The sequence below is a fragment of the Pseudomonas sp. lyk4-TYG-107 genome, from assembly GCF_030209055.1.
GTDB classification, from domain to species: Bacteria; Pseudomonadota; Gammaproteobacteria; order Pseudomonadales; family Pseudomonadaceae; genus Aquipseudomonas; species Aquipseudomonas putida_A.
In genome coordinates, this window is sequence record NZ_JARVST010000012.1 from 240,678 (window position 1) to 259,821 (window position 19,144).

General features: G+C 62.8%; 16 protein-coding genes. 13 read left to right on the forward strand and 3 right to left on the reverse strand.

The window, feature by feature from the left end:
* The first annotated feature begins 28 nt into the window (after positions 1-28).
* The 8 genes from QRN61_RS12215 to QRN61_RS12250 all read left to right on the forward strand — a co-directional run bounded on the left by QRN61_RS12215 (position 29) and on the right by QRN61_RS12250 (position 7,420).
* Positions 29-775 carry a GntR family transcriptional regulator gene (locus tag QRN61_RS12215; RefSeq protein WP_166497284.1) on the forward strand — a complete coding sequence of 249 codons (747 nt, stop codon included), beginning with the start codon at positions 29-31 and terminating at the stop codon, positions 773-775.
* A 1-nt stretch (position 776) separates the two neighbouring features.
* A complete protein-coding gene (locus tag QRN61_RS12220; protein WP_285373876.1) occupies positions 777-2,507 on the forward strand; it encodes a fumarate reductase/succinate dehydrogenase flavoprotein subunit in 1,731 nt (576 codons plus the stop codon).
* A 25-nt stretch (positions 2,508-2,532) separates the two neighbouring features.
* The gene (locus QRN61_RS12225; protein WP_003225615.1) at positions 2,533-2,778 is read left to right on the forward strand and encodes a 4Fe-4S dicluster domain-containing protein; all 246 of its coding nucleotides are present in this window, start codon (positions 2,533-2,535) and stop codon (positions 2,776-2,778) included.
* Positions 2,779-3,016: 238 nt separating this feature from the next.
* Entirely contained in the window at positions 3,017-4,420 is a 1,404-nt protein-coding gene (locus tag QRN61_RS12230; protein ID WP_285373878.1) for an ABC transporter substrate-binding protein, read from the forward strand.
* Between the two features lie 135 nt (positions 4,421-4,555).
* Complete coding sequence (locus QRN61_RS12235; protein WP_285373879.1) at positions 4,556-5,338, forward strand: ABC transporter permease; 783 nt, start codon at positions 4,556-4,558, stop codon at positions 5,336-5,338.
* Positions 5,338-6,186, forward strand: a complete 849-nt coding sequence (locus tag QRN61_RS12240) for an ABC transporter ATP-binding protein (protein WP_285373880.1) — start codon at positions 5,338-5,340, stop codon at positions 6,184-6,186. Before QRN61_RS12235 ends, QRN61_RS12240 begins: the two co-directional genes overlap by 1 nt.
* Complete coding sequence (locus tag QRN61_RS12245) at positions 6,183-7,145, forward strand: HEAT repeat domain-containing protein (RefSeq protein WP_285373881.1); 963 nt, start codon at positions 6,183-6,185, stop codon at positions 7,143-7,145. Before QRN61_RS12240 ends, QRN61_RS12245 begins: the two co-directional genes overlap by 4 nt.
* Positions 7,142-7,420 (forward strand): DUF971 domain-containing protein, encoded by a 279-nt coding sequence (locus tag QRN61_RS12250; RefSeq protein WP_096796819.1) that lies wholly within the window; start codon positions 7,142-7,144, stop codon positions 7,418-7,420. Before QRN61_RS12245 ends, QRN61_RS12250 begins: the two co-directional genes overlap by 4 nt.
* 127 nt (positions 7,421-7,547) lie before the next feature.
* On the opposite strand, the gene QRN61_RS12255 is transcribed toward QRN61_RS12250, so the two are convergent.
* From QRN61_RS12255 to QRN61_RS12265, 3 genes are all read right to left on the reverse strand, one after another.
* Entirely contained in the window at positions 7,548-9,206 is a 1,659-nt protein-coding gene (locus QRN61_RS12255; RefSeq protein WP_285373882.1) for a phosphoethanolamine transferase, read from the reverse strand.
* 222 nt (positions 9,207-9,428) lie between these two features.
* Positions 9,429-10,166, reverse strand: coding sequence for a TorF family putative porin (locus QRN61_RS12260; RefSeq protein WP_285373883.1), 738 nt, complete (start codon positions 10,164-10,166; stop codon positions 9,429-9,431).
* 184 nt (positions 10,167-10,350) lie between these two features.
* Positions 10,351-12,093: an amidohydrolase gene (locus QRN61_RS12265; RefSeq protein WP_285373884.1), complete on the reverse strand. Its 1,743-nt coding sequence runs from the start codon at positions 12,091-12,093 to the stop codon at positions 10,351-10,353.
* Between the two features lie 103 nt (positions 12,094-12,196).
* Here QRN61_RS12265 and QRN61_RS12270 point away from each other — a divergent pair, with 103 nt between their 5' ends.
* The 5 genes from QRN61_RS12270 to QRN61_RS12290 all read left to right on the forward strand — a co-directional run bounded on the left by QRN61_RS12270 (position 12,197) and on the right by QRN61_RS12290 (position 18,954).
* Positions 12,197-13,114: a LysR family transcriptional regulator gene (locus QRN61_RS12270; RefSeq protein WP_096796823.1), complete on the forward strand. Its 918-nt coding sequence runs from the start codon at positions 12,197-12,199 to the stop codon at positions 13,112-13,114.
* A 108-nt stretch (positions 13,115-13,222) separates the two neighbouring features.
* Positions 13,223-13,840, forward strand: a complete 618-nt coding sequence (gene lexA, locus QRN61_RS12275; protein WP_285373885.1) for a transcriptional repressor LexA — start codon at positions 13,223-13,225, stop codon at positions 13,838-13,840.
* Entirely contained in the window at positions 13,840-14,457 is a 618-nt protein-coding gene (imuA, locus tag QRN61_RS12280; RefSeq protein ID WP_285373886.1) for a translesion DNA synthesis-associated protein ImuA, read from the forward strand. Before lexA ends, imuA begins: the two co-directional genes overlap by 1 nt.
* Before the next feature lie 7 nt (positions 14,458-14,464).
* A complete protein-coding gene (locus QRN61_RS12285; protein ID WP_285373887.1) occupies positions 14,465-15,880 on the forward strand; it encodes a Y-family DNA polymerase in 1,416 nt (471 codons plus the stop codon).
* Positions 15,877-18,954, forward strand: a complete 3,078-nt coding sequence (locus tag QRN61_RS12290; RefSeq protein WP_285373888.1) for an error-prone DNA polymerase — start codon at positions 15,877-15,879, stop codon at positions 18,952-18,954. Before QRN61_RS12285 ends, QRN61_RS12290 begins: the two co-directional genes overlap by 4 nt.
* Positions 18,955-19,144: the final 190 nt, after the last annotated feature.

A 19,144-nucleotide genomic window follows, 5' to 3' on the forward strand; every position in this document is an offset into this window, starting at 1 on the left:
CATAACTCGTTATAACAAGTGATCCCTGATGACCGATAACGTACTTTCCCTGAGCAGCGTCCCGCTGCACACCCAACTGCGCGACGTCCTGCGCGCACGCATTCTCGACGGCGAATACCCGCAAGACAGCCAGATGCCGTCCGAAAGCGAACTCGGCACGCTGTTCAAAGTCAGCCGCATCACCGTGCGCCAGGCGCTGGGCGATCTGCAGAAAGAAGGGCTGATCTTCAAGATCCACGGCAAGGGCACCTTCGTCGCCAAGCCGAAAACCTTTCAGAACGTCAGCAGCCTGCAAGGCCTCGCCGAGTCCATGACCGGGCGCGGCTACGAGGTGATCAACCGCCTGCGCAGTTTCAAATTCATCCCCGCCGACAAACGTGTCGCCGAGCGCCTGCAAGTCGCCGAAGGCGAGACCGTGGCGCAGATCAAACGCGTTCGGCTGATCAACCGCGAACCGATCTCGCTGGAAATCACCTACCTGCCCAAAGCCGTCGGCGAACGGCTGGAGAAGGCCGATCTGGTGACTCGTGACATCTTCCTGATTCTGGAAAACGACTGCGGCATCGCCCTCGGCCACGCCGATCTGGCGATTGACGCGGTACTGGCCGACAGCGATTTGACCCAGGCGCTGAACGTCGAGGCCGGCTCGCCGATCATGCGCATCGAACGTCTGACCCACGACGCCAACGGCCAGCCGCTGGACTTCGAACACCTTTACTACCGTGGCGATGCGTTCCAGTACCGCCTGCGGATCGACCGGCAAAAAGGGGCGTGACATGACCCGCAAGACCTTGGAACAGGAATACGACATCGTCGTGATCGGCGGCGGCACTGCCGGCCCGATGGCGGCGATCAAGGCCAAAGAGAAGAACCGCGACTTGCGCGTGCTGCTGGTGGACAAGGCCAACGTCAAACGCAGCGGCGCGATCAGCATGGGCATGGACGGCCTGAACAACGCGATCATCCCCGGGCACTCGACGCCGGAGCAGTACACCAAGGAAATCACCATCGCCAACGACGGCATCGTCAATCAGGCGGCGGTGTACGCCTATGCCACTCATAGCTTCGAGACCATCGAGCAACTGGATCGCTGGGGCGTGAAGTTCGAGAAGGACGAAACCGGCGATTACGCGGTGAAAAAAGTCCACCACATGGGCGCCTACGTGCTGCCGATGCCGGAAGGGCACGACATCAAAAAGGTCCTTTACCGCCAGTTGAAACGGGCGCGGGTGAGCATTACCAACCGGCTCGTCTGCACCCGTTTGCTCACCGACGAGGAGGGCGCGGTCAACGGTGTGATGGGCTTCGATTGCCGCAGCGCTGACTTCCATGTGATCAAGGCCAAAGCGGTGATTCTTGCGTGCGGTGCGGCCGGTCGCCTCGGTCTGCCGTCCTCGGGTTACCTGATGGGCACCTACGAAAATCCGACCAATGCCGGCGACGGTTACGCCATGGCCTATCACGCCGGGGCCGAGCTGGCGAACCTCGAATGCTTCCAGATCAACCCGTTGATCAAGGACTACAACGGCCCGGCGTGCGCCTATGTGACCGGCCCGCTGGGCGGCTACACCGCCAACAACAAGGGCGAACGCTTCATCGAGTGCGACTACTGGAGCGGGCAGATGATGTGGGAGTTCCACCAGGAACTGGAAAGCGGCAATGGCCCGGTGTTTCTCAAACTCGATCACCTGGCCGAGGAAACCATCCAGAACATCGAGGAAATCCTGCACAGCAACGAGCGTCCAAGTCGCGGCCAGTTCCACGCCAATCGCGGTACCGATTACCGCACGCAAATGGTCGAGATGCACATCTCCGAGATCGGCTTTTGCAGCGGCCATTCGGCGTCCGGGGTGTGGGTCAACGAGCGGGCCGAGACCTCGGTCAAAGGCTTGTACTCGGCAGGGGACATGGCCGCCGTGCCGCACAACTACATGCTCGGCGCGTTCACCTACGGCTGGTTCGCCGGGCACAACGCCGCGGATTTTGTCGCCGGGCGCGAGTTCTCGACGCTGGATGCCGCGCAGATCGAAGCAGAGAAAGCGCGGGTCTACGCGCCGCTGGATCGTGAACAAGGGCTACCGCCGGCGCAGGTCGAGTACAAGCTGCGGCGCTTCGTCAACGACTACCTGCAACCGCCGAAAGTGACCAAAAAAATGCAGATCGGTTTGCAGCGTTTCAGCGACATCGAGCGCGACCTCGATCAGATGAAGGCCAACAACGCCCACGAACTGATGCGTGCGATGGAAACCAGTGTGATCCGCGACTGCGCCGAAATGGCCGCGCGCGCCTCGCTGTTCCGCGCCGAGAGCCGCTGGGGCCTGTACCACTACCGCGTCGATCACCCGCAGCGCAACGACAGCGAGTGGTTCTGCCATTGCCATCTGAAGAAGGGTGAAGACGGCCACATGACCAGTTTCAAGAAACCCGTCGAGCCGTACATCGTCCCGCTCGATGCCGAAGAAATGCAGGCTTACGACCGCTTGCGGGTGGGCGCGTTCGCCGCTTGATGCATCACCAGAGAGAGTCCGAACCATGGCCTATCAAGCCCAGGAAATCTTCTTCCGCTCCAATGCCCCGGTCACCGTGGACGAGGACAAATGCATCGCCGAGAAGGGCTGCACCGTGTGCGTCGACGTCTGCCCGATGGACCTGCTGGCGATCAATCCGGCCACGCAAAAGGCCTACATGGCGTTCGATGAATGCTGGTACTGCATGCCGTGTGAAAAGGACTGCCCGACTGGCGCCGTCAAAGTCGACATCCCTTATCTCCTGCGCTGACTGGGCTCACGCCATCGCTGGCAAGCCAGCTCCCACAAGGATTTGTAGTGAGAGATGGATTTCGCGAACACCCGAGAAACCTGTGGGAGCTGGCTTGCCAGCGATGAGGCCCGCCCAGACAACCCAAAGCCATCCGGAAACCCCGGACGCTGGAATAACCGAAAACCCCTCGTTTCCCACCGCGCCCTGATCGCGGCGGAGACGAACATCCAATAAATGATTCGAGGGGAAACACACCATGTTGCGTGCAGCAATCGCCGGTCTGGTACTGGCTTCATTCACCCTGTCGGCCTCGGCCGAAACCATCCGCATCGCCATCGGCACCCAGGACACCACCATCAATTGCGCCGCCGGCGGCCTGTTGATTCGTGAACTCGGTCTGCTCGACAAATACCTGCCGCACGACGGCGCCTACAAAGACGCGAAATACGACGTGCAGTGGAAGAACTTCACCAGCGGCGCGCCGCTGACCAATGAGATGGTCGCCGGCAAACTCGACTTCGGCGCCATGGCCGATTTCCCCGGCGCGTTCAACGGGGTGGCGTTCGAAACGGCCGGCAAGCACAGCCTGTTCATCAGCGTGCTGTCGGGCAGCATCAAGGGCAGTGGCAACGGCATCGTGGTGCCGAGCGCGTCCGGGGTGCAGGCGCTGAGTGAGCTCAAGGGCAAAACCATCTCGGTGCCATTCGCTTCGACCGCCCACGGCATGTTGCTGCGCGCGGTGGCGGAGCAGGGTTGGGACCCACTCAAAGACGTCAACATCATCGCCCAGCCGCCGGAAGTCGCCGGCTCCGCGTTGCAGGCCGGCAAGATCGACGCCCACGCCGATTTCGTGCCGTTCGCCGAGCTGTTCCCCAGCCGTGGTTTCGCCCGCAAGATTTACGACGGCGCCCAGGCCAACGCGCCGACTTTCCACGGTGCACTGGTGGATCAGGCCTACGCGAAACAGTACCCGGAAATCGTCGTCGCCTACCTGCGGGCGAGCATCGAGGCCAATCAGTTGCTGGCTGCTGAGCCTGAGAAGTACAGCGAGCTGATCGCCAAAGTCACCGGCGTCGATGCCGAGGTCAACTACCTGTTCCACGGCCCGCTTGGCGTGCAGACCCGCGACCTGAGCTGGAAGCCGGAATACCGTCAGGCGGTGGGCACCGCGATCGACACCCTGAAGCTGCTGAAGAAGGCCGATCGTGGCCTCGACCTCAACACCTTCATCGATGATCAGTACATCCGCGCCGCCTTCAAGGCCTCGAATCTGGACTACACCGCGCAACTCGCCAACTACGCGCAAACGCCGTTGAAAGCGCTGGATGCGGTGACCGGCAAAGCCATCACCGACTTCAGCCACGTCGCCGAAATCTGGGTGCGGGGCGAAGGCAAAGTACGCCAGTACGCCTCCGCCGAATCGGCCTTCACCGCGTTGGCCGCTCTGAAACAGGAAGGCAAAAACATCCGCGCGGTGTATGCCCAGGCCAGTGACAGCGGGATCAAATTGCTCGCCGATCAGGCGTGGTTCGCCAGCGATGCCAAGGGCCGCTTGAGCGCGTTTCTGCTCAAGGGCCAGGCCCAGCGATATGCGGCGGCGCAGGGTGGCAAGGTCTTCGACTTTACCGACGCCACGACCCAGGCCGTGGCTGCCCGCTAACCCGCAGAACACCTCGGTCACTGTAGGAGGGGGCTTGCTCCCGAATGCGGTGTGTCAGGCAAATATTTTTTTCTGGTACACCGCATTCGGGAGCAAGCCCCCTCCCACAGGGGATTTGGGTTGAGAGGAAAAATTGTGTACCGATCTTATTTACGCTGGGTTCCAAGGGCTGCTTCTTTGCTGCTCTGCCTGCTGTTCTGGCAACTCGCCGCGAGCCACCACTGGAATCTCGGTCTGGTCACTTTCGCCAACGTGCCAACCCCGTTGTCGGTGATCGAAGCGGCGTTGGGCCTGGGCGACTCCGGCAAGCTGCTGCAGCACCTGAGCGCGAGCCTCGGCCGCGTGTTCGCTGGCTATCTCGCGGCATTGATCATCGGCATTGCCCTGGGCTTGGCCATCGGCCGCTCGAAATGGGCCGAAGACCTGTTGCTGCCACCGCTGGAAGTGCTGCGGCCGATCCCGGCGGTGGCGTGGATTCCGTTGGCGATCCTGATGTTCCCGTCGTCGGAGCTGTCGATGGTGTTCATCACCTTCACCGGTGCGCTGTTCCCGATCCTGCTCAACACCGTGCACGGCGTCGAAGGCGTTGATCCACGGCTGATCGCCTCGGCGAAAAGCCTCGGGGCAGGGCGCCGGGCGATTCTGCTGGAAGTGATTTTGCCGGGTGCTGCGCCGAGCATCATCACCGGCCTCGCCATCGGCATGGGCACCTCGTGGTTCTGTCTGGTGACCGCCGAGATGATCTCCGGCCAGTTCGGCATCGGCTACTACACCTGGGAGTCCTACACCATTCAGAACTACGCCGACATTGTCGTTGGCATGCTGCTGATCGGTGTGCTGGGCATGGGCAGCAGTCTGCTGATCAAGCGCCTGGGCGGGCTGTTCACGCCCTGGCATCGACCACGAGGAAAAGCCTGATGAGCGCAATGCAAACCCCGGAAGGGCGAATCGATATTCGCCAGTTGTCGATCGTTCTCGGTGAGGGGCAGCAAGCCTTCGAAGCCGTGCAGGGGCTGGATTGCCAGATCGAACCGGGCCAGTTCGTGTGCATTCTCGGCCCGTCCGGTTGCGGCAAGTCGACCTTGCTCGGCGCACTCGCCGGACACTTGAGCGCCCATACCGGCAGCCTCAAAGTCGATGGCGGCGAGGTGTCCGGGCCGTCGCCACAACGCGGCATGGTGTTCCAGCATCACACGCTGTTTCCGTGGCGCACGGTGCGCGATAACGTGGCTTTCGGCCTGAAGATGCGCGGCATCGGCAAAGCCGAGCGCCAGCGTGAGGCCGATGAAATGCTCAAACTGGTGGGCCTCGACGGCTTCGCCGAGCGCTGGCCCGATCAGCTATCCGGCGGCATGCAGCAACGGGTGGAAATCGCCCGGGTGCTTGTCAACCGTCCACGGCTGCTGCTGATGGACGAGCCGTTCGGCGCGCTGGATGCCTTGACCCGCCTGAACATGCAGGAACTGCTGCTGGACATCTGGACGCGGATTCGCACCACCGTGGTGTTCGTTACTCACGATATCGACGAGGCGCTGTTTCTCGCCGACCGCTTGCTGGTGATGAGCGCACGTCCGGGGCGAATCATCGAAGACCTGCGCCTGGACTTTCCGCGTCCGCGCACCAGTGAACTGGTGACCAGCGCCGAATTCTCCCGCCTCAAGCGCCATTGTCTCGACCTGCTGCGCCACGACAACGACCGACCGCTGCCGCGCCTCAATCCGCTCGGCCTGCCTCCCGAAAACCCCTTGCCGCGATTTGCCCTATGACCTCATTTTTTGCTGTGACCGATAACGACGACATCCTCGCCCTGCAACCGCGTCTGACCGCTGACGATGCCGGTGTGCGCCGCATTGCCCTGATTGATTTGGCGGATCTGGAAGAACCGGATGGCCTGCTGTGGCTGGTCGAAAGACTGAGCGAAGATCCCGCCGAAGAAGTCCGCGCCGAAGCTGCGCGGCTGCTGGAAGCGTGGGAGGACGAACCGGTCGTTGCTGCGCTGTGCCAGGCGCTGACCGATCCGTCTGCGGCAGTGCAGGCCGCCGCCGCGCAAAGTCTGAGCCTGCTCAAGAGTGAGGCGGCAGGCCGGGTGATTCTGCCGTGGACCGATCATGCTGAGGTCAGTGTGCGAATCGCCGCGTTTCGGGCTCTGCGCGAGTTGCGTTTTGCCGACGCCGCACCAGCGGCTATCACCGCATTGAGCGATGCCGATGCCAATGTGCGCCGCGAAGCCGTCGGTGTGCTCGGCTGGCTCAAGCAGCTCGACGCACTGCCGGCTCTGGCGCGTCTGGCCAGTGCCGACCCGGACACCGAAGTGCGCCGCGCCGCCACCGGTGCCCTCGGTCTGGCATCCGGCGCCGACGTGCTGCCAGCCCTGCGTCAAGCGCTGCAGGACGATGCCTGGCAAGTGCGTGAAGAGGCGGCCACGACGCTGGGCAAGGTCGGCCACAGCGACGCTGGTCCGGCGTTGATCGCAGCCCTCGGCGATGACTACTGGCAAGTGCGTCTGCGTGCTACCCGCAGCCTCGGTCGCTTGCGTTTTGCACCGGCGCTGGACGCCTTGATCGAGACCCTCGGCCATCGCATCAGCAACCTGCGCAAGGAAGCTGCGCTGGCCCTCGGTGAGTTGCATGATCGCGGCGCGGTGGTGGCGTTGCAGGCGGCGCAGGATGACGGTGATCCGGAAGTGCGCAAAGCGGTGCGGATTGCCTTGAGTCAGTTGCAATGAACCCGCTGTCAGTCGGCAATTCGCAGAGCCAGCGGACGCTGCGCCTGAGCTGGCCGGACGGCCGCGAATCGCTGTTCAATCACGCCGAACTGCGCCGCCAGTGCCCGTGCTCGCAGTGCCGCGCGTTTCGCCTGAAAGGTCTGACTCCGCTGGTGGATGAGCGTGTTCGCCTGATTGAGATCAACCCGCAGGGCTACGGCGTGCAACTGGTGTTCAGCGACGGCCATCAACGCGGGATCTACCCTTGGGACTATTTGGCACAGCTCGATTCTTGATGTGCCACAGCCCCTTGTAGGAGTGAGCCTGCTCGCGATAGCGGTGTATCAGCCGACATCATTGTTGAATGACACACCGCTATCGCGAGCAGGCTCACTCCTACAAGGGTATAGGTGCAACTCCGGGTTACTGCGCAGCCGTCATGGCTGGCCGGCACCCGCGAAACACATCCAGCCCCGGCTGATACAGCGCGGTCTTCACCTCGAACAAGCCCAGCACCGAATGGAACAGGTTGTCATGGCTCAGGTCCGGCTGCCCGGTCTTGCCTTGCAGGCAATCGCGATCAATCCCCAGTTGCGCCAGAGTGTTGCTGCCAAACCACATCACCATCGGCACATGCGTCTGCGCTTCCGGCGCCAATGCATACGGCGCCGCATGCAGGTACAAACCGTTTTCACCCAGCGATTCGCCATGGTCGGAGACATACAGCATCGAGGTATCCAGCGTGTCCTGATTACGCTTGAGCAATTCGATGACCTTGGCGAGGAAGTGGTCGGTGTAGAGGATGGTGTTGTCGTACACGTTGACCAGTTCATCACGGCTGCAACTGCCCAACTGGTTGGTGTGGCAGATCGGGGTGAAGCGCTCCATGCTTTTCGGGTAGCGCTCGTAGTATTCCGGGCCGTGGCTGCCGTCGGCGTGCAACACGATGATCGCGTGGCCCTTGAGGCTGTCGATGTAGCTCTGCAGATCGGCCAGCAGCGCTTCATCCAGGCAGTTGTTGCCGTCGCAGAACGGCCCCGGCTGGTTCTTCGCGATGTCGCGGTGCGGCACGCGCAGGCAGGTGCCTTTGCAGTCGCTGTTGTTGTCCAGCCACAGCACTTGCACGCCGGCGCGTTGCAGGATATCCAGCAGGCCTTCGTAGGTTTTGCCTTTCTTGTCGCTGTAGTCCTCACGCGGGAACATCGAGAACATGCACGGCACCGACACTGCCGTGGACGTGCCGCAGGAGTGCACCTGAGTGAAGTTGAGGATGTCCAGTTTGCTCAGCTCGGGATTGGTCTCGCGCGCATAACCGTTCAGCGAAAAGTGATCGGCGCGAGCGGTTTCGCCGACCACAAACACCATCAACGACTTCTTCTCGCGGCTGGCGGCTTTCGCGCTCATCACCGCGTCTTCACCGATGGCCTGCACCACAAAGTGCTTTTTGATGCCCAGGCGTTGCTTGGTGTATTTGCTGATGGCGTAGATGTAATTGGTCGGGTTGATGAAATGGGTGAGCTTGTCTTCTTCACGGAAGATCGGCGCGTAGGTCGAATAGAACGCGCCCACCGAGGCACCGATCACCAGCACGCACGCGGCAATCACCAGCAGCTTGTTGAGCAGGCCGCGAAAGAACGGCCGATAACGCACCGGCCAGCGCCAGATCAACGCCGCCGGCAGCACGCCGAGCAGCAACACGTAAGCCAGCAGTTTGCCGTTGAACAGCGCAGCGGCTTCGCCGGGATTGGTTTCGAACACGTTCTGGATCATCACCGTGTCGATGGTGATCCCGTATTCGTTCATGAAATACGCAGCACAGGCCGAGAGCAGGGCGACCACAGTCAGCGCCGGTTTCAGCGTCCAGCGAAACGAAACGAGGGTCAGCAGCAGGGTGATCGCCGCCCACAGGAACAGCCCGAACGAGGCGAAAAACGCCAGTTTGTGTGCACCTTGCAGGGTGATCAGCGTACCCAGCGCCTTCCAGGTCGCCAGGTTGTACAGCGCCACCAGTGCCAGGGAAAACAGCAACACCAGCCGGGTGGAAGTGATGGACGGTAAACGCAGTCCTTTGCCCAAAGCCATTACAGACATTCCTCTACTCGAATAGATCACGCGCGGAAACGCGCGTAACTGTAGAAGAACAATAGTAAAAATTTCGTAAACATCCTGTAACAAAACTCGGGCGCAAATCTAAAACTGTGGGAGCGTGCTTGCTCGCGAAGGCGGTTGGTCGGCCGACATCGTTGTTGAATGACACACCGCTATCGCGAGCAGGCTCACTCCTACAATGGGTACTTTGGTGGGTCAGAAGGATTTGCTCAGGCTGGCGACCACCGTTGCGGTGCACACATCCTTGAACCCCCAGTTACTCAGGCACTGGCTCTGCGACAGATCGGTATCGATATAGCTGAGGCCCAACACCACCCCGGCCACGTTGTGGGTCAGCTTGACCTCCCATTCACGGTAACTGTCCTCGCCATGCCCGGACGCCGAATACAGGTGCGGGTCCTTGAAGTCCATGTTGCCGTAACGCAGTTTCAACCCGGAATCGAACGGCAGCTCGGTTTCATAACCAACATAGGTGTAGAGCGAGCTCTGCTTGCTGTCGATCCCCGGCGCATCGCTGGAGTAATACGCCGCCAGCTTCACCCCGTAGACGCCGAGAATTCCGTAGACCTCGCTCTGGTTGAACTGGCTTTCCTTGGGGTAGGCGTACTTGAGGTAACCCAGATCGAGGCTGACGTCCTCGGTGGCCTGCCACAGCCAGCCGGCGTAGTAATCGACTTCCTGCCGGGTTTTCAGGCCACCGCCGAAATCGACGTTGGAACTCCAGGCACCCGCGTACAAACCGCTGCTGTGGGCCAGGGTCAGACCGGCCTGCACGGCCGGGTCATTTTGGGTTTGCGAGATGCCGCGGGTGCGGTAGTCGCTGGCCAGGGTCAGGTCGATCAGCAAGGCGAAATCGTCGTTCAGGGGGATCGCGTAGCTGCTGAGGGGCAATAGGCTCAAGGAACTCAGGGCGAGCAAGGGCAAGGCTTTCATGTGAAGTCCCGGTGTTGTGATTGTTTTAGGGGCTGGAAAATGCAGTGGAAATGCTTGGGTAGGGTGAAAGTCCCTGTAAGAGCGGGCTTGCTCGCGAAGACGGTGGGTCAGGTATCGAAATGTTTGCTGACCGGACGCCTTCGGGAGCAAGCCCCCTCCCACAAAAGCGAGGGGGGGCCTGTTGTTATGGGGTGGCGGTGTAGACCTGTCGCCCACCAAACCAGGTTTGCAGCACCTGGGTGTCATGCAGGGCTTTTTCGTCGACGCTGAACACGTCGCGATCGACCACGATGAAGTCAGCCTGTTTGCCCGGCGTCAGTGAGCCGATCTGCTGGTCCAGGCCTATGGTTCGCGCCGCGTTGGCGGTATAGGCGTAAAACATGCTTTCGCGATCCAGACGCTCGTCGGCATTCAGCACGCCCAGCGGGCCGACGCGGGTGATGGCCTGGGCCATGGCGTTGAACGGGTTGGGCGACGACACCGGCCAGTCGCTGGCACCGGCAATCGTCGCGCCCTGTTTCAGCAGCGAGTGCGCCGGGTATTGATAACGGAAGGCGAGGGCGCTGACGTAGGGCTTGATCATGTCGGTGGTGTAGTCGTCGGCGCTGGCCCACAGCAGTTGCATCGAAGCGATCACGTTCAGCGGCTTGAAGCGGGCGAACTCTTTCGGGTTGACCATCTGCAGGTGCGTGATCGAGTGAGTGATGCCGCTCTGCCGATCCTTGCGCGCACGTTCGATGCCATTGAGTGATTCACGCACCGCACGGTCGCCGATGGCGTGGATGTGCACCAGCCAGCCGCGCTGGTCGATGGCGCTGACCAGCTCGCCGAAATGTTTTGGATCGATCAGCAGTTCGCCCTGTTTGTGCGAGTTGCTGTACGGGTCGATCATCGCCGCGCTCTGCGCCGGGTACTCGATCACGCCGTCGGCGAAGATCTTGACCCCGGGCAGGGTCAGGTTGGGGATGCCCTGAAACTGCTGGCGCACCTTATCCAGCGTGTCGAGGTCGGCCGGCAGGCTTTTCGGGTTGGCGACCAGCAGCGCGGCGACGTGCACGCTCATGTCGCCGCTTTCCGACAGTGCTTTGTAGGCCGGCAGCACGCCGACGGTTTTCTCGGTGGGTTTGAGCGCGAACACGGCCTCGCCCGGTGCGGCGTTGGCGGCGGGGTCCATCCACGCGGTGATGCCGAGGCTGTTGTTGAAGCGCACCGCGGATTTGGCCGCGGTGAGCATATCGGCCGGGCTCGGCACCGGCATTTTCGCGGCGACCCGGTCCCAACCGGCATCGACCAGAAAACCGTTGGGCTCGCCGCTGGCCAGTGCGCCGATCGTGTCTTGTTCCGCAGCGGGCAGGGTCTTGAGCAATGCCGCGTCGATGCCGGCGCGCTTGAGCATCACGTTGTTGGCCCACGCGGTGTGGTGGTCACTGCCGGTGAACACCACCGGCACGTCAGCCCACTCGCCGTGGTTGAAGGTCTTGCCCAGCGCTTCGGCCTGCGCCCAGTACGCCGAGCTCATGCCGGCAATGCTCAGCACATCGCCATGTCTGGCCTTGCCGTCGTCACGCCAGGCGCGCAGGCGCTTTTCCAGTTCGGCGAGGGCGACGACTTCGTCTTCCATGTTGGCCGAGACCATTTCCAGGCCACCGAAAATCGCGTGGGAATGGCTGTCGATCAAGCCTGGCATCAGCGTCTTGCCGCCGAGGTCGATCACCTGCGTGCCGGGTTCGATCAGCGCCTTGATCTGCGCATCGCTGCCGACTTTCAGCACCTTGCCGTTTTCCACGGCCAGCGCCTGCTCCTTCGGTTGCGAACGGTCGGCGGTGAAAATCTTGCCGTTGACCAGCACCAGATCGGTGGCGGCCATGGCTTCCATCGAGGCAAAACTTATCGCGCTCACCAGCAGACTCGGGATGAATCTTTTCATTGAAGATTTCCTTGTTATTGCGTCTGATGGCCAGATTAGTGGCTGACACTGGCCGACAGAACGCCTCCCTCACGAAAAACGTTTTTGCCTGAATGGAAAAAGCATGGACAAGCTGGGTGCACTGAAAATGTTCGTGGTCACCGCGCAACTCGGCAGTTTCAGCCGCGCGGCGGAGCAACTGGGCAAGACCCCGTCGGCGCTGACCAAAGCGGTCAATCATCTTGAGTCGGAACTCGGCGCGCGGCTGTTCGAACGCAGCACGCGGCGGATCCTGCTGACCGAAATCGGCCGGGTTTATCTGGAAACCGCGCGGCTGGTGTTGCAGCGGCTGGAGGAGGCCAGCGAGGAAATCGAGCAGTTGCAGCACGGTCTGCGTGGCAGCCTGAAAATCACCGCACCGCTGGCGTACGGGCGGGCGTTTCTCGATCAGGTGTGTGACGGCTTTTTGCAGCAATACCCGCAGATCAGCCTGCAAGTGGATCTGTGCGACGCGTTCGTCAATCTGCTGGAAAGCGGCTACGACCTGGCCTTGCGCGAGGGCCATGACGACCTGCCGGGGCTGATCGCCCGGGTGGTCGGCAGCAATCGGCTGGCCTTGTGCGGGAGCCCGGACTATCTGGCACGCAAGGGTTTGCCGGTGAATCCGCAAACCCTTGAGCAGCATGAATGGCTGTTGTATCAGCATCCGTTGCTCAGTCGCGAGTTCTGGTGGGCCGAGCGCGACGGGCAGCGGCTGAGCCTGCCACAGCCGACGGCGCCGCGCTTGCGCAGCGACAATTACGACCTGTTGCTGGCCAGTGCTTTGGCCGGACGCGGCTTGCTGCACACACCGCTGTGGAGCGCCGCGCCGTACATTGCCGACGGGCGTCTGGTGCGGGTCATGGCTGATTATGAAATCGACCCGGACAGCTTCGGCCCGCACATTCTCGCGGTGTACCCGAGCCATCGACGGGCCACGGCTAAAGTGGTGGCGTTCATCGATTACATCGCCGCCTTTCTCGCCGAACGCGGCCTGAACTGACACCGTTCCCCTGTAGGAGCTGCCGCAGGCTGCGATCTTTTGATTTTTGTGGATCGCCGGCCCAGGCCGACTGGCGGTGCTTGTCAGTAAAATCCCACAGGAGTACAAATGTACTCCATGACAAACCTGACTCCCCGCCGTACCGCCATCCTGACCTTTATCCGCGAACGCATCGCCGAACACGGTCAGCCCCCAAGCCTCGCTGAAATCAGCGAGGCTTTTGGTTTTGCCTCGCGCAGCGTGGCGCGCAAGCACGTGCTGGCGCTCACCGAAGCCGGGTTTATCGAGGTCAATCCGCACCAGGCCCGGGGCATTCGCCTGCTCGGGCAACCCGCGCGGCCGGAGCTGCTGGACATTCCGGTGCTCGGCCGGGTGGCTGCCGGTGCACCGATCGGCGCCGATGCCCACATCCATAACCGCTTGATGCTTGATCCCGCGCTGTTCTCCCGTGCGCCCGACTACATGTTGCGGGTGCAGGGCGATTCGATGATCGAGGACGGCATTCTCGACGGTGATCTGGTGGGAGTGAAGCGCAATCCCGAGGCGCTCAACGGCCAGATCGTGGTGGCACGACTCGACGGTGAGGTGACGATCAAACGCTTCGAACGTGTCGGCGCTACGGTGCGCCTGCTGCCGCGCAACCCGGCGTACCAGCCGATTGTCGTGCGCGACGATCAGGATCTGGCCATCGAAGGGGTGTTCTGCGGTCTGGTGAGGCAAGGCTGATGGGCGCCGTCGTTGCACTCGATACGCTGTTCAATGGCGGCCAGGTCTGGAAGGGCCGGCCTGTGCCACCGGCCGCCAGCCCGCAACCCACCGGGCATGCCGCGCTGGATGCGGCACTGCCCAGCGGTGGCTGGCCGGAAGCGGCGCTGAGCGAAATCCTCCTGGCCGGGCCCGGGGTCGGCGAGCTGCAACTGGTGTGGCCGACCCTGGCGCGGCTGTCGGCGGCGGGCGAGCGCATCGTGCTGGTGGCGCCACCGTTCGTGCCGTACCCGCAGGCGTGGGCGAACGCCGGGGTCGATCTGCGCCAGTTGTCGGTGATTCAGGCCAGCGAACGCGATGCCTTGTGGGCGGCGGAGCAATGCCTGCGTTCGGGTAGTTGCGGCGCGGTGCTGTGCTGGCCGCACAAGGCCGATGACCGTGCGTTGCGGCGTTTGCAGGTAGCGGCAGAAACCGGCCAGACCCTGGCGTTTGCCTGGCGCCCGCTGAGCGAGGCGATCAACCCGTCGCCGGCCGCGTTGCGCATTGCCATCGACGCCAGACCGGCCCAGTTGCGCGTGCTCAAGTGCCGTGGCGGACTGGCGCGCACCGCGCCGATTGCCTTTGCTGTCGGGCACTGAGGTCGTCATGCGCTGGGTGTGTATTCTGTTCCCGCAATTGGCCCTCGACGCCGTGCTGCGTCAGCGTGCCGATCCCGATGAGCCGTTGGTGCTGCTCAGTGGCCCGGCCCAGCGCCGGGTGCTGCAAGCGGTGAATGCAGCGGCGCGCCAGCTCGGCTTGCGCGCCGGCCAGTCGATGACCGCCGCGCAGGCCCTAAGCAAAGGCTTTGCCACCGCCGATTACGACCTCGCCGAGGTCGAGCACTGGCAGCAGTTTCTCGCCGCGTGGGCCTATCGTTTCAGCGCGCAGGTCAGCGTGCATTATCCGCGTACCGTGGTGTTCGAGATCGAGTCGAGCCTGGGCCTGTTCGGCTCCTGGGCGCAGTTCGAAGCGCGGCTGCGCAAGGAGCTGACCGAGCTGGGTTTCCGCCATCGCATCGTCGCCGCACCGAATCCGGTGGCGGCGCGGGTGCTGGCCAACGCCTACGACGGTCTGGTGGTACCTGACGGTGAGGCCCTGCAGCATCACCTCGGAAAGTTGCCCGTCGACCGTGTCGGGCTGGAGCCGCAGGTCGCCACCGCGCTGACGCGCATGGGTCTGCGCAACCTGAACCAGCTGCAGAGCCTGCCGCGTCAGGCCCTGGCCCGGCGCTTCGAGGCGTCGATGCTCAAGCATCTCGACACGTTGTTTGGCGCGCGTCCGCTGGCCTTGGCGTTCTATCTGCCGCCGGATCGTTTCGATGTGCGCATCGAACTGAATTTCGACGTGCAATCCCATCAGGCGCTGCTGTTTCCGTTACGCCGCTTGACCGCTGACCTGTCGGCATTCCTCTGCGGACGTGACAGCGGCGTGCAGCGTTTCGACCTGCATCTGGAGCACGCCGGGCTGCCGGACACGCTGATCAAGGTCGGCCTGCTCAGCGCCGAGCGCGATCCGGCGATGCTCTTCGAACTGGCCCGCGGGCGACTGGAGCAAGTCCAGGTCGAGGCCCCGGTGCGCGGCTTTCGCCTGCGTGCCGAAGACCTGCCGAGTTTCGTCCCGCAGTTTCAGGAACTGTTCGATGACCGTCCGCAACAGACCTTGCCTTGGGAGCAATTGCGCGAACGTCTGCGTGCACGGCTCGGCGATGACGCGGTGCAGGGCCTGCGCTTTCAGGCCGACCACCGACCGGAATGTGCGTGGCAGAACGGCGTCGACAAGCAGCTTTGCAGCGGTTTGCCGAGCGTGCAGCGCCCGGGCTGGCTGCTCGGCGAACCGCAGAGTGTGCCGGAAGGTTCGGCGCGGATTCTCATGGGCCCGGAGCGCATCGAGTCCGGCTGGTGGGACGGTGATGATGTGCGCCGCGATTACTACCTGATCCAGAACCGCGCCGGTCAGCAGGGCTGGGCCTATCGGGCCGTGGGCGAGGGCGGTCCGTTGTGGCTGCAGGGCTGGTTTGCATGAACCACGACTATGCCGAGCTGCACTGCCTGTCGAATTTCAGTTTCCAGCGCGGTGCCTCCAGTGCCCTTGAGCTGTTTCAGCGGGCAAAAAAACACGGTTATCAGGCGCTGGCGATCACTGACGAGTGCACCCTGGCTGGGATCGTCCGGGCCTGGCAAGCGGCGAAATCGGTGGAGCTGCCGCTGATCATCGGCAGCGAAATCCGCATCGATAACGGCCCGAAACTGCTGCTGTTGGTGGAGAACCTGGCGGGCTATCAGGCCTTGTGCGGCTTGATCACTCAGGCCCGGCGGCGTACGCAGAAGGGCCAGTACCAGGTGCTGCGCGAGGATTTCAGCGAGCCGTTGCCGGGGTTGTTCACCGTGTGGGTGCCGGACAGCATCGATGACGTGGAGGAGGGCCGCTGGCTGAAACAGACTTTCGGCGAGCGCCTGTATCTGGCGGTGCAGCTACATCGCGGGCAGGACGATCAGCGGCGGCTGGCGGCACTGCTGAGTCTGGCCGGGCAGTTGCAGATTGCCGCCGTGGCCAGCGGCGATGTGCACATGCACGCCCGTGGCCGGCGCGCCCTGCAGGACACCATGACCGCGATCCGCCATCACGTCCCGGTGGCCGAGGCCGGATTGCGCCTGCACCCCAACGGCGAGCGCCATCTACGCAGCCTCGAGGTGTTGCGTGAGCTTTATCCGCCGGCGTTGCTCGACGCCTCGGTGCAACTGGCCCGGCGTTGCACTTTTGAGCTGGGCGAGTTGCGCTATGAGTATCCGAAGGAGCTGGTGCCGCAGGGGCACACCGGCAGTTCCTGGTTGCGCCAACTGACCGAAGAAGGCATTGCCTGGCGCTGGCCAAAAGGGCCGCAGGCCAAAGTGCTCAAGCAAATCGACGATGAGCTGAAACTGATCGCCGAGCTCGGCTACGAAAGCTACTTCCTCACCGTGCACGACGTTGTACGTTTCGCCCGCGATCAGCAAATTCTCTGTCAGGGCCGCGGTTCGGCGGCCAATTCGGCGGTGTGTTTTGCCTTGGGTATCACCGAGATCGACCCGGATCGCACCACGCTGCTGTTCGAGCGTTTCATGTCGAAAGAGCGCAACGAGCCGCCGGACATCGACGTCGACTTCGAGCACGAACGCCGCGAAGAAGTCCTGCAATACGTGTTTCGCCGATATGGCCGGCGGCGTGCGGCGCTGACGGCGGTGGTCAGTACCTACCACGCTGCCGGTGCGGTACGTGACGTGGCCAAGGCCTTGGGCTTGCCGCCGGATCAGATCAATGCACTGGCCGATTGCTGCGGCCACTGGAGCGACGAAACACCGCCGCTGGCGCGCTTGCTAGAAGGCGGCTTCGACCCCGACAGCCCGGTGCTGCGTCGAGTGCTGAGCCTGACCGGGCAACTGATCGGCTTCCCCCGACACCTGTCGCAGCACCCCGGCGGTTTCGTGATTTCCGAACAGCCGTTGGACACGCTGGTGCCGGTGGAAAATGCCGCCATGGCCGAGCGCACGATCATTCAATGGGACAAGGACGACCTCGATGCGGTCGGGCTGCTCAAGGTCGATATCCTCGCCCTCGGCATGCTCAGTGCCATCCGCCGTTGCTTCGATCTGCTGCGTCGTCATCGCCATCTCGATCTGAGCCTGGCGACGATTCCAGACAAAGACAAACCGACCTACGAGATGATCAGCCGCGCCGACACCATCGGTGTATTTCAGATCGAATCGCGGGCGCAGATGTCGATGTTGCCGCGGCTGAAGCCGGCAAAGTTCTACGATCTGGTGATCGAAGTGGCGATTGTCCGCCCGGGGCCGATTCAGGGCGGAATGGTTCATCCGTACCTGCGCCGTCGCAACAAGGAAGAGCCGACAACCTATCCCTCGCCGGAACTGGAAGTGGTGCTCAAACGCACCCTCGGCGTGCCGCTGTTTCAGGAACAGGTGATGCAGATCGCTATCGTTGCGGCCGACTACAGCCCCGGCGAGGCCGATCAGTTGCGTCGCTCGATGGCCGCGTGGAAACGCCATGGAGGCTTGGAGCCGCACAAGGCGCGACTGGCCGCCGGCATGAAGAAAAACGGCTACACCGAGGAATTCGCCGCGCAGATCTTCGAGCAGATCAAGGGCTTCGGCAGCTATGGCTTTCCCGAATCTCACGCTGCCAGTTTCGCCTTGTTGACCTACGCCAGTTGCTGGCTCAAGTGCCACGAACCGGCGGCGTTCGCCTGCGCGTTGATCAACAGCTGGCCGATGGGTTTCTACAGCCCGGATCAGATTCTGCAGGACGCGCGCCGCCATCAGTTGCAGATCCGTCCGGTGGACGTGCGCGCCAGCGACTGGGATTGCAGTCTGGAACCGATCAGCGGCGCGCAACCGGCGATTCGCATGGGCCTGCGGATGATCAAGGGCTTTCGCGAGGACGACGCCCGGCGCATCGAGGCGGCGCGGGCGCGCGGGGCGTTTGCCGATGTCGCCGATCTGGGCGAGCGGGCCGCGCTCGACAGTCGCGCCCAAGCGTTGCTCGCCGATTCGGGGGCGTTGCGTGGGATGGCCGGCCATCGGCATCGTGCGCGTTGGGAAGTGGCCGGGGTGCAGAAACAGCTGGGCCTGTTTGCCGGTTTGCCAAGTCAGGAAGAACCCGATGTGCTGCTACCCAAACCGAGTGTCGGCGAAGATCTGCAGGCCGATTACGCGACTATCGGCACCACGCTGGGGCCGCATCCGCTGGCGCTGCTGCGTGGCGAACTCAAGGCCCGGCGTTGCCGCAGCTCTCAGGAGTTGCTGGACGTCGAGCATGGTCGGCCGGTGAGCATCGCCGGGCTGGTCACCGGGCGGCAGCGACCGGGCACTGCCAGCGGCGTGACCTTCGTCACCCTCGAAGACGAGTTCGGCAACGTCAACGTGGTGGTCTGGCGCGATCTGGCCGAGCGCCAGCGTCAGGTGCTGGTCGGTTCGCAATTGCTCAAGGTCGATGGCCGCTGGGAGCGGGAGGGCGAAGTACGGCATTTGATCGCCGGACGGCTGAGCGACCTGAGTCCGCTGCTGGATGGCATCCGCGTGCAGAGCCGCGACTTTCACTAAACTCCAAAACACCACATATCCCCCCTGTGGGAGCGGGCTTGCTCGCGAAGACGGTGTGTCAGTTGGCAAATAAGTGGCTGACACACCGCTTTCGTCGGAACGCCGCCCGGAGCAAGCCCGCTCCCACAGGGGGGATTTGTGTGTGTCCAAGCAAGCCAATTGATTGGCGTCAAAAATCTCTGTCACCAAT

Excerpts from the sequence above, each read along its gene's own strand:
- QRN61_RS12215 (WP_166497284.1), top strand. The coding sequence starts at position 29 with ATGACCGATAACGTACTTTCCCTGAGCAGCGTCCCGCTGCACACCCAA.
- QRN61_RS12220 (WP_285373876.1), top strand. The coding sequence starts at position 777 with ATGACCCGCAAGACCTTGGAACAGGAATACGACATCGTCGTGATCGGC.
- QRN61_RS12225 (WP_003225615.1), top strand. The coding sequence starts at position 2,533 with ATGGCCTATCAAGCCCAGGAAATCTTCTTCCGCTCCAATGCCCCGGTC.
- QRN61_RS12230 (WP_285373878.1), top strand. The coding sequence starts at position 3,017 with ATGTTGCGTGCAGCAATCGCCGGTCTGGTACTGGCTTCATTCACCCTG.
- QRN61_RS12240 (WP_285373880.1), top strand. The coding sequence starts at position 5,338 with ATGAGCGCAATGCAAACCCCGGAAGGGCGAATCGATATTCGCCAGTTG.
- QRN61_RS12245 (WP_285373881.1), top strand. The coding sequence starts at position 6,183 with ATGACCTCATTTTTTGCTGTGACCGATAACGACGACATCCTCGCCCTG.
- QRN61_RS12250 (WP_096796819.1), top strand. The coding sequence starts at position 7,142 with ATGAACCCGCTGTCAGTCGGCAATTCGCAGAGCCAGCGGACGCTGCGC.
- QRN61_RS12255 (WP_285373882.1), bottom strand. The coding sequence starts at position 9,206 with ATGGCTTTGGGCAAAGGACTGCGTTTACCGTCCATCACTTCCACCCGG.
- QRN61_RS12260 (WP_285373883.1), bottom strand. The coding sequence starts at position 10,166 with ATGAAAGCCTTGCCCTTGCTCGCCCTGAGTTCCTTGAGCCTATTGCCC.
- QRN61_RS12265 (WP_285373884.1), bottom strand. The coding sequence starts at position 12,093 with ATGAAAAGATTCATCCCGAGTCTGCTGGTGAGCGCGATAAGTTTTGCC.
- QRN61_RS12270 (WP_096796823.1), top strand. The coding sequence starts at position 12,197 with ATGGACAAGCTGGGTGCACTGAAAATGTTCGTGGTCACCGCGCAACTC.
- lexA (WP_285373885.1), top strand. The coding sequence starts at position 13,223 with ATGTACTCCATGACAAACCTGACTCCCCGCCGTACCGCCATCCTGACC.
- imuA (WP_285373886.1), top strand. The coding sequence starts at position 13,840 with ATGGGCGCCGTCGTTGCACTCGATACGCTGTTCAATGGCGGCCAGGTC.
- QRN61_RS12285 (WP_285373887.1), top strand. The coding sequence starts at position 14,465 with ATGCGCTGGGTGTGTATTCTGTTCCCGCAATTGGCCCTCGACGCCGTG.
- QRN61_RS12290 (WP_285373888.1), top strand. The coding sequence starts at position 15,877 with ATGAACCACGACTATGCCGAGCTGCACTGCCTGTCGAATTTCAGTTTC.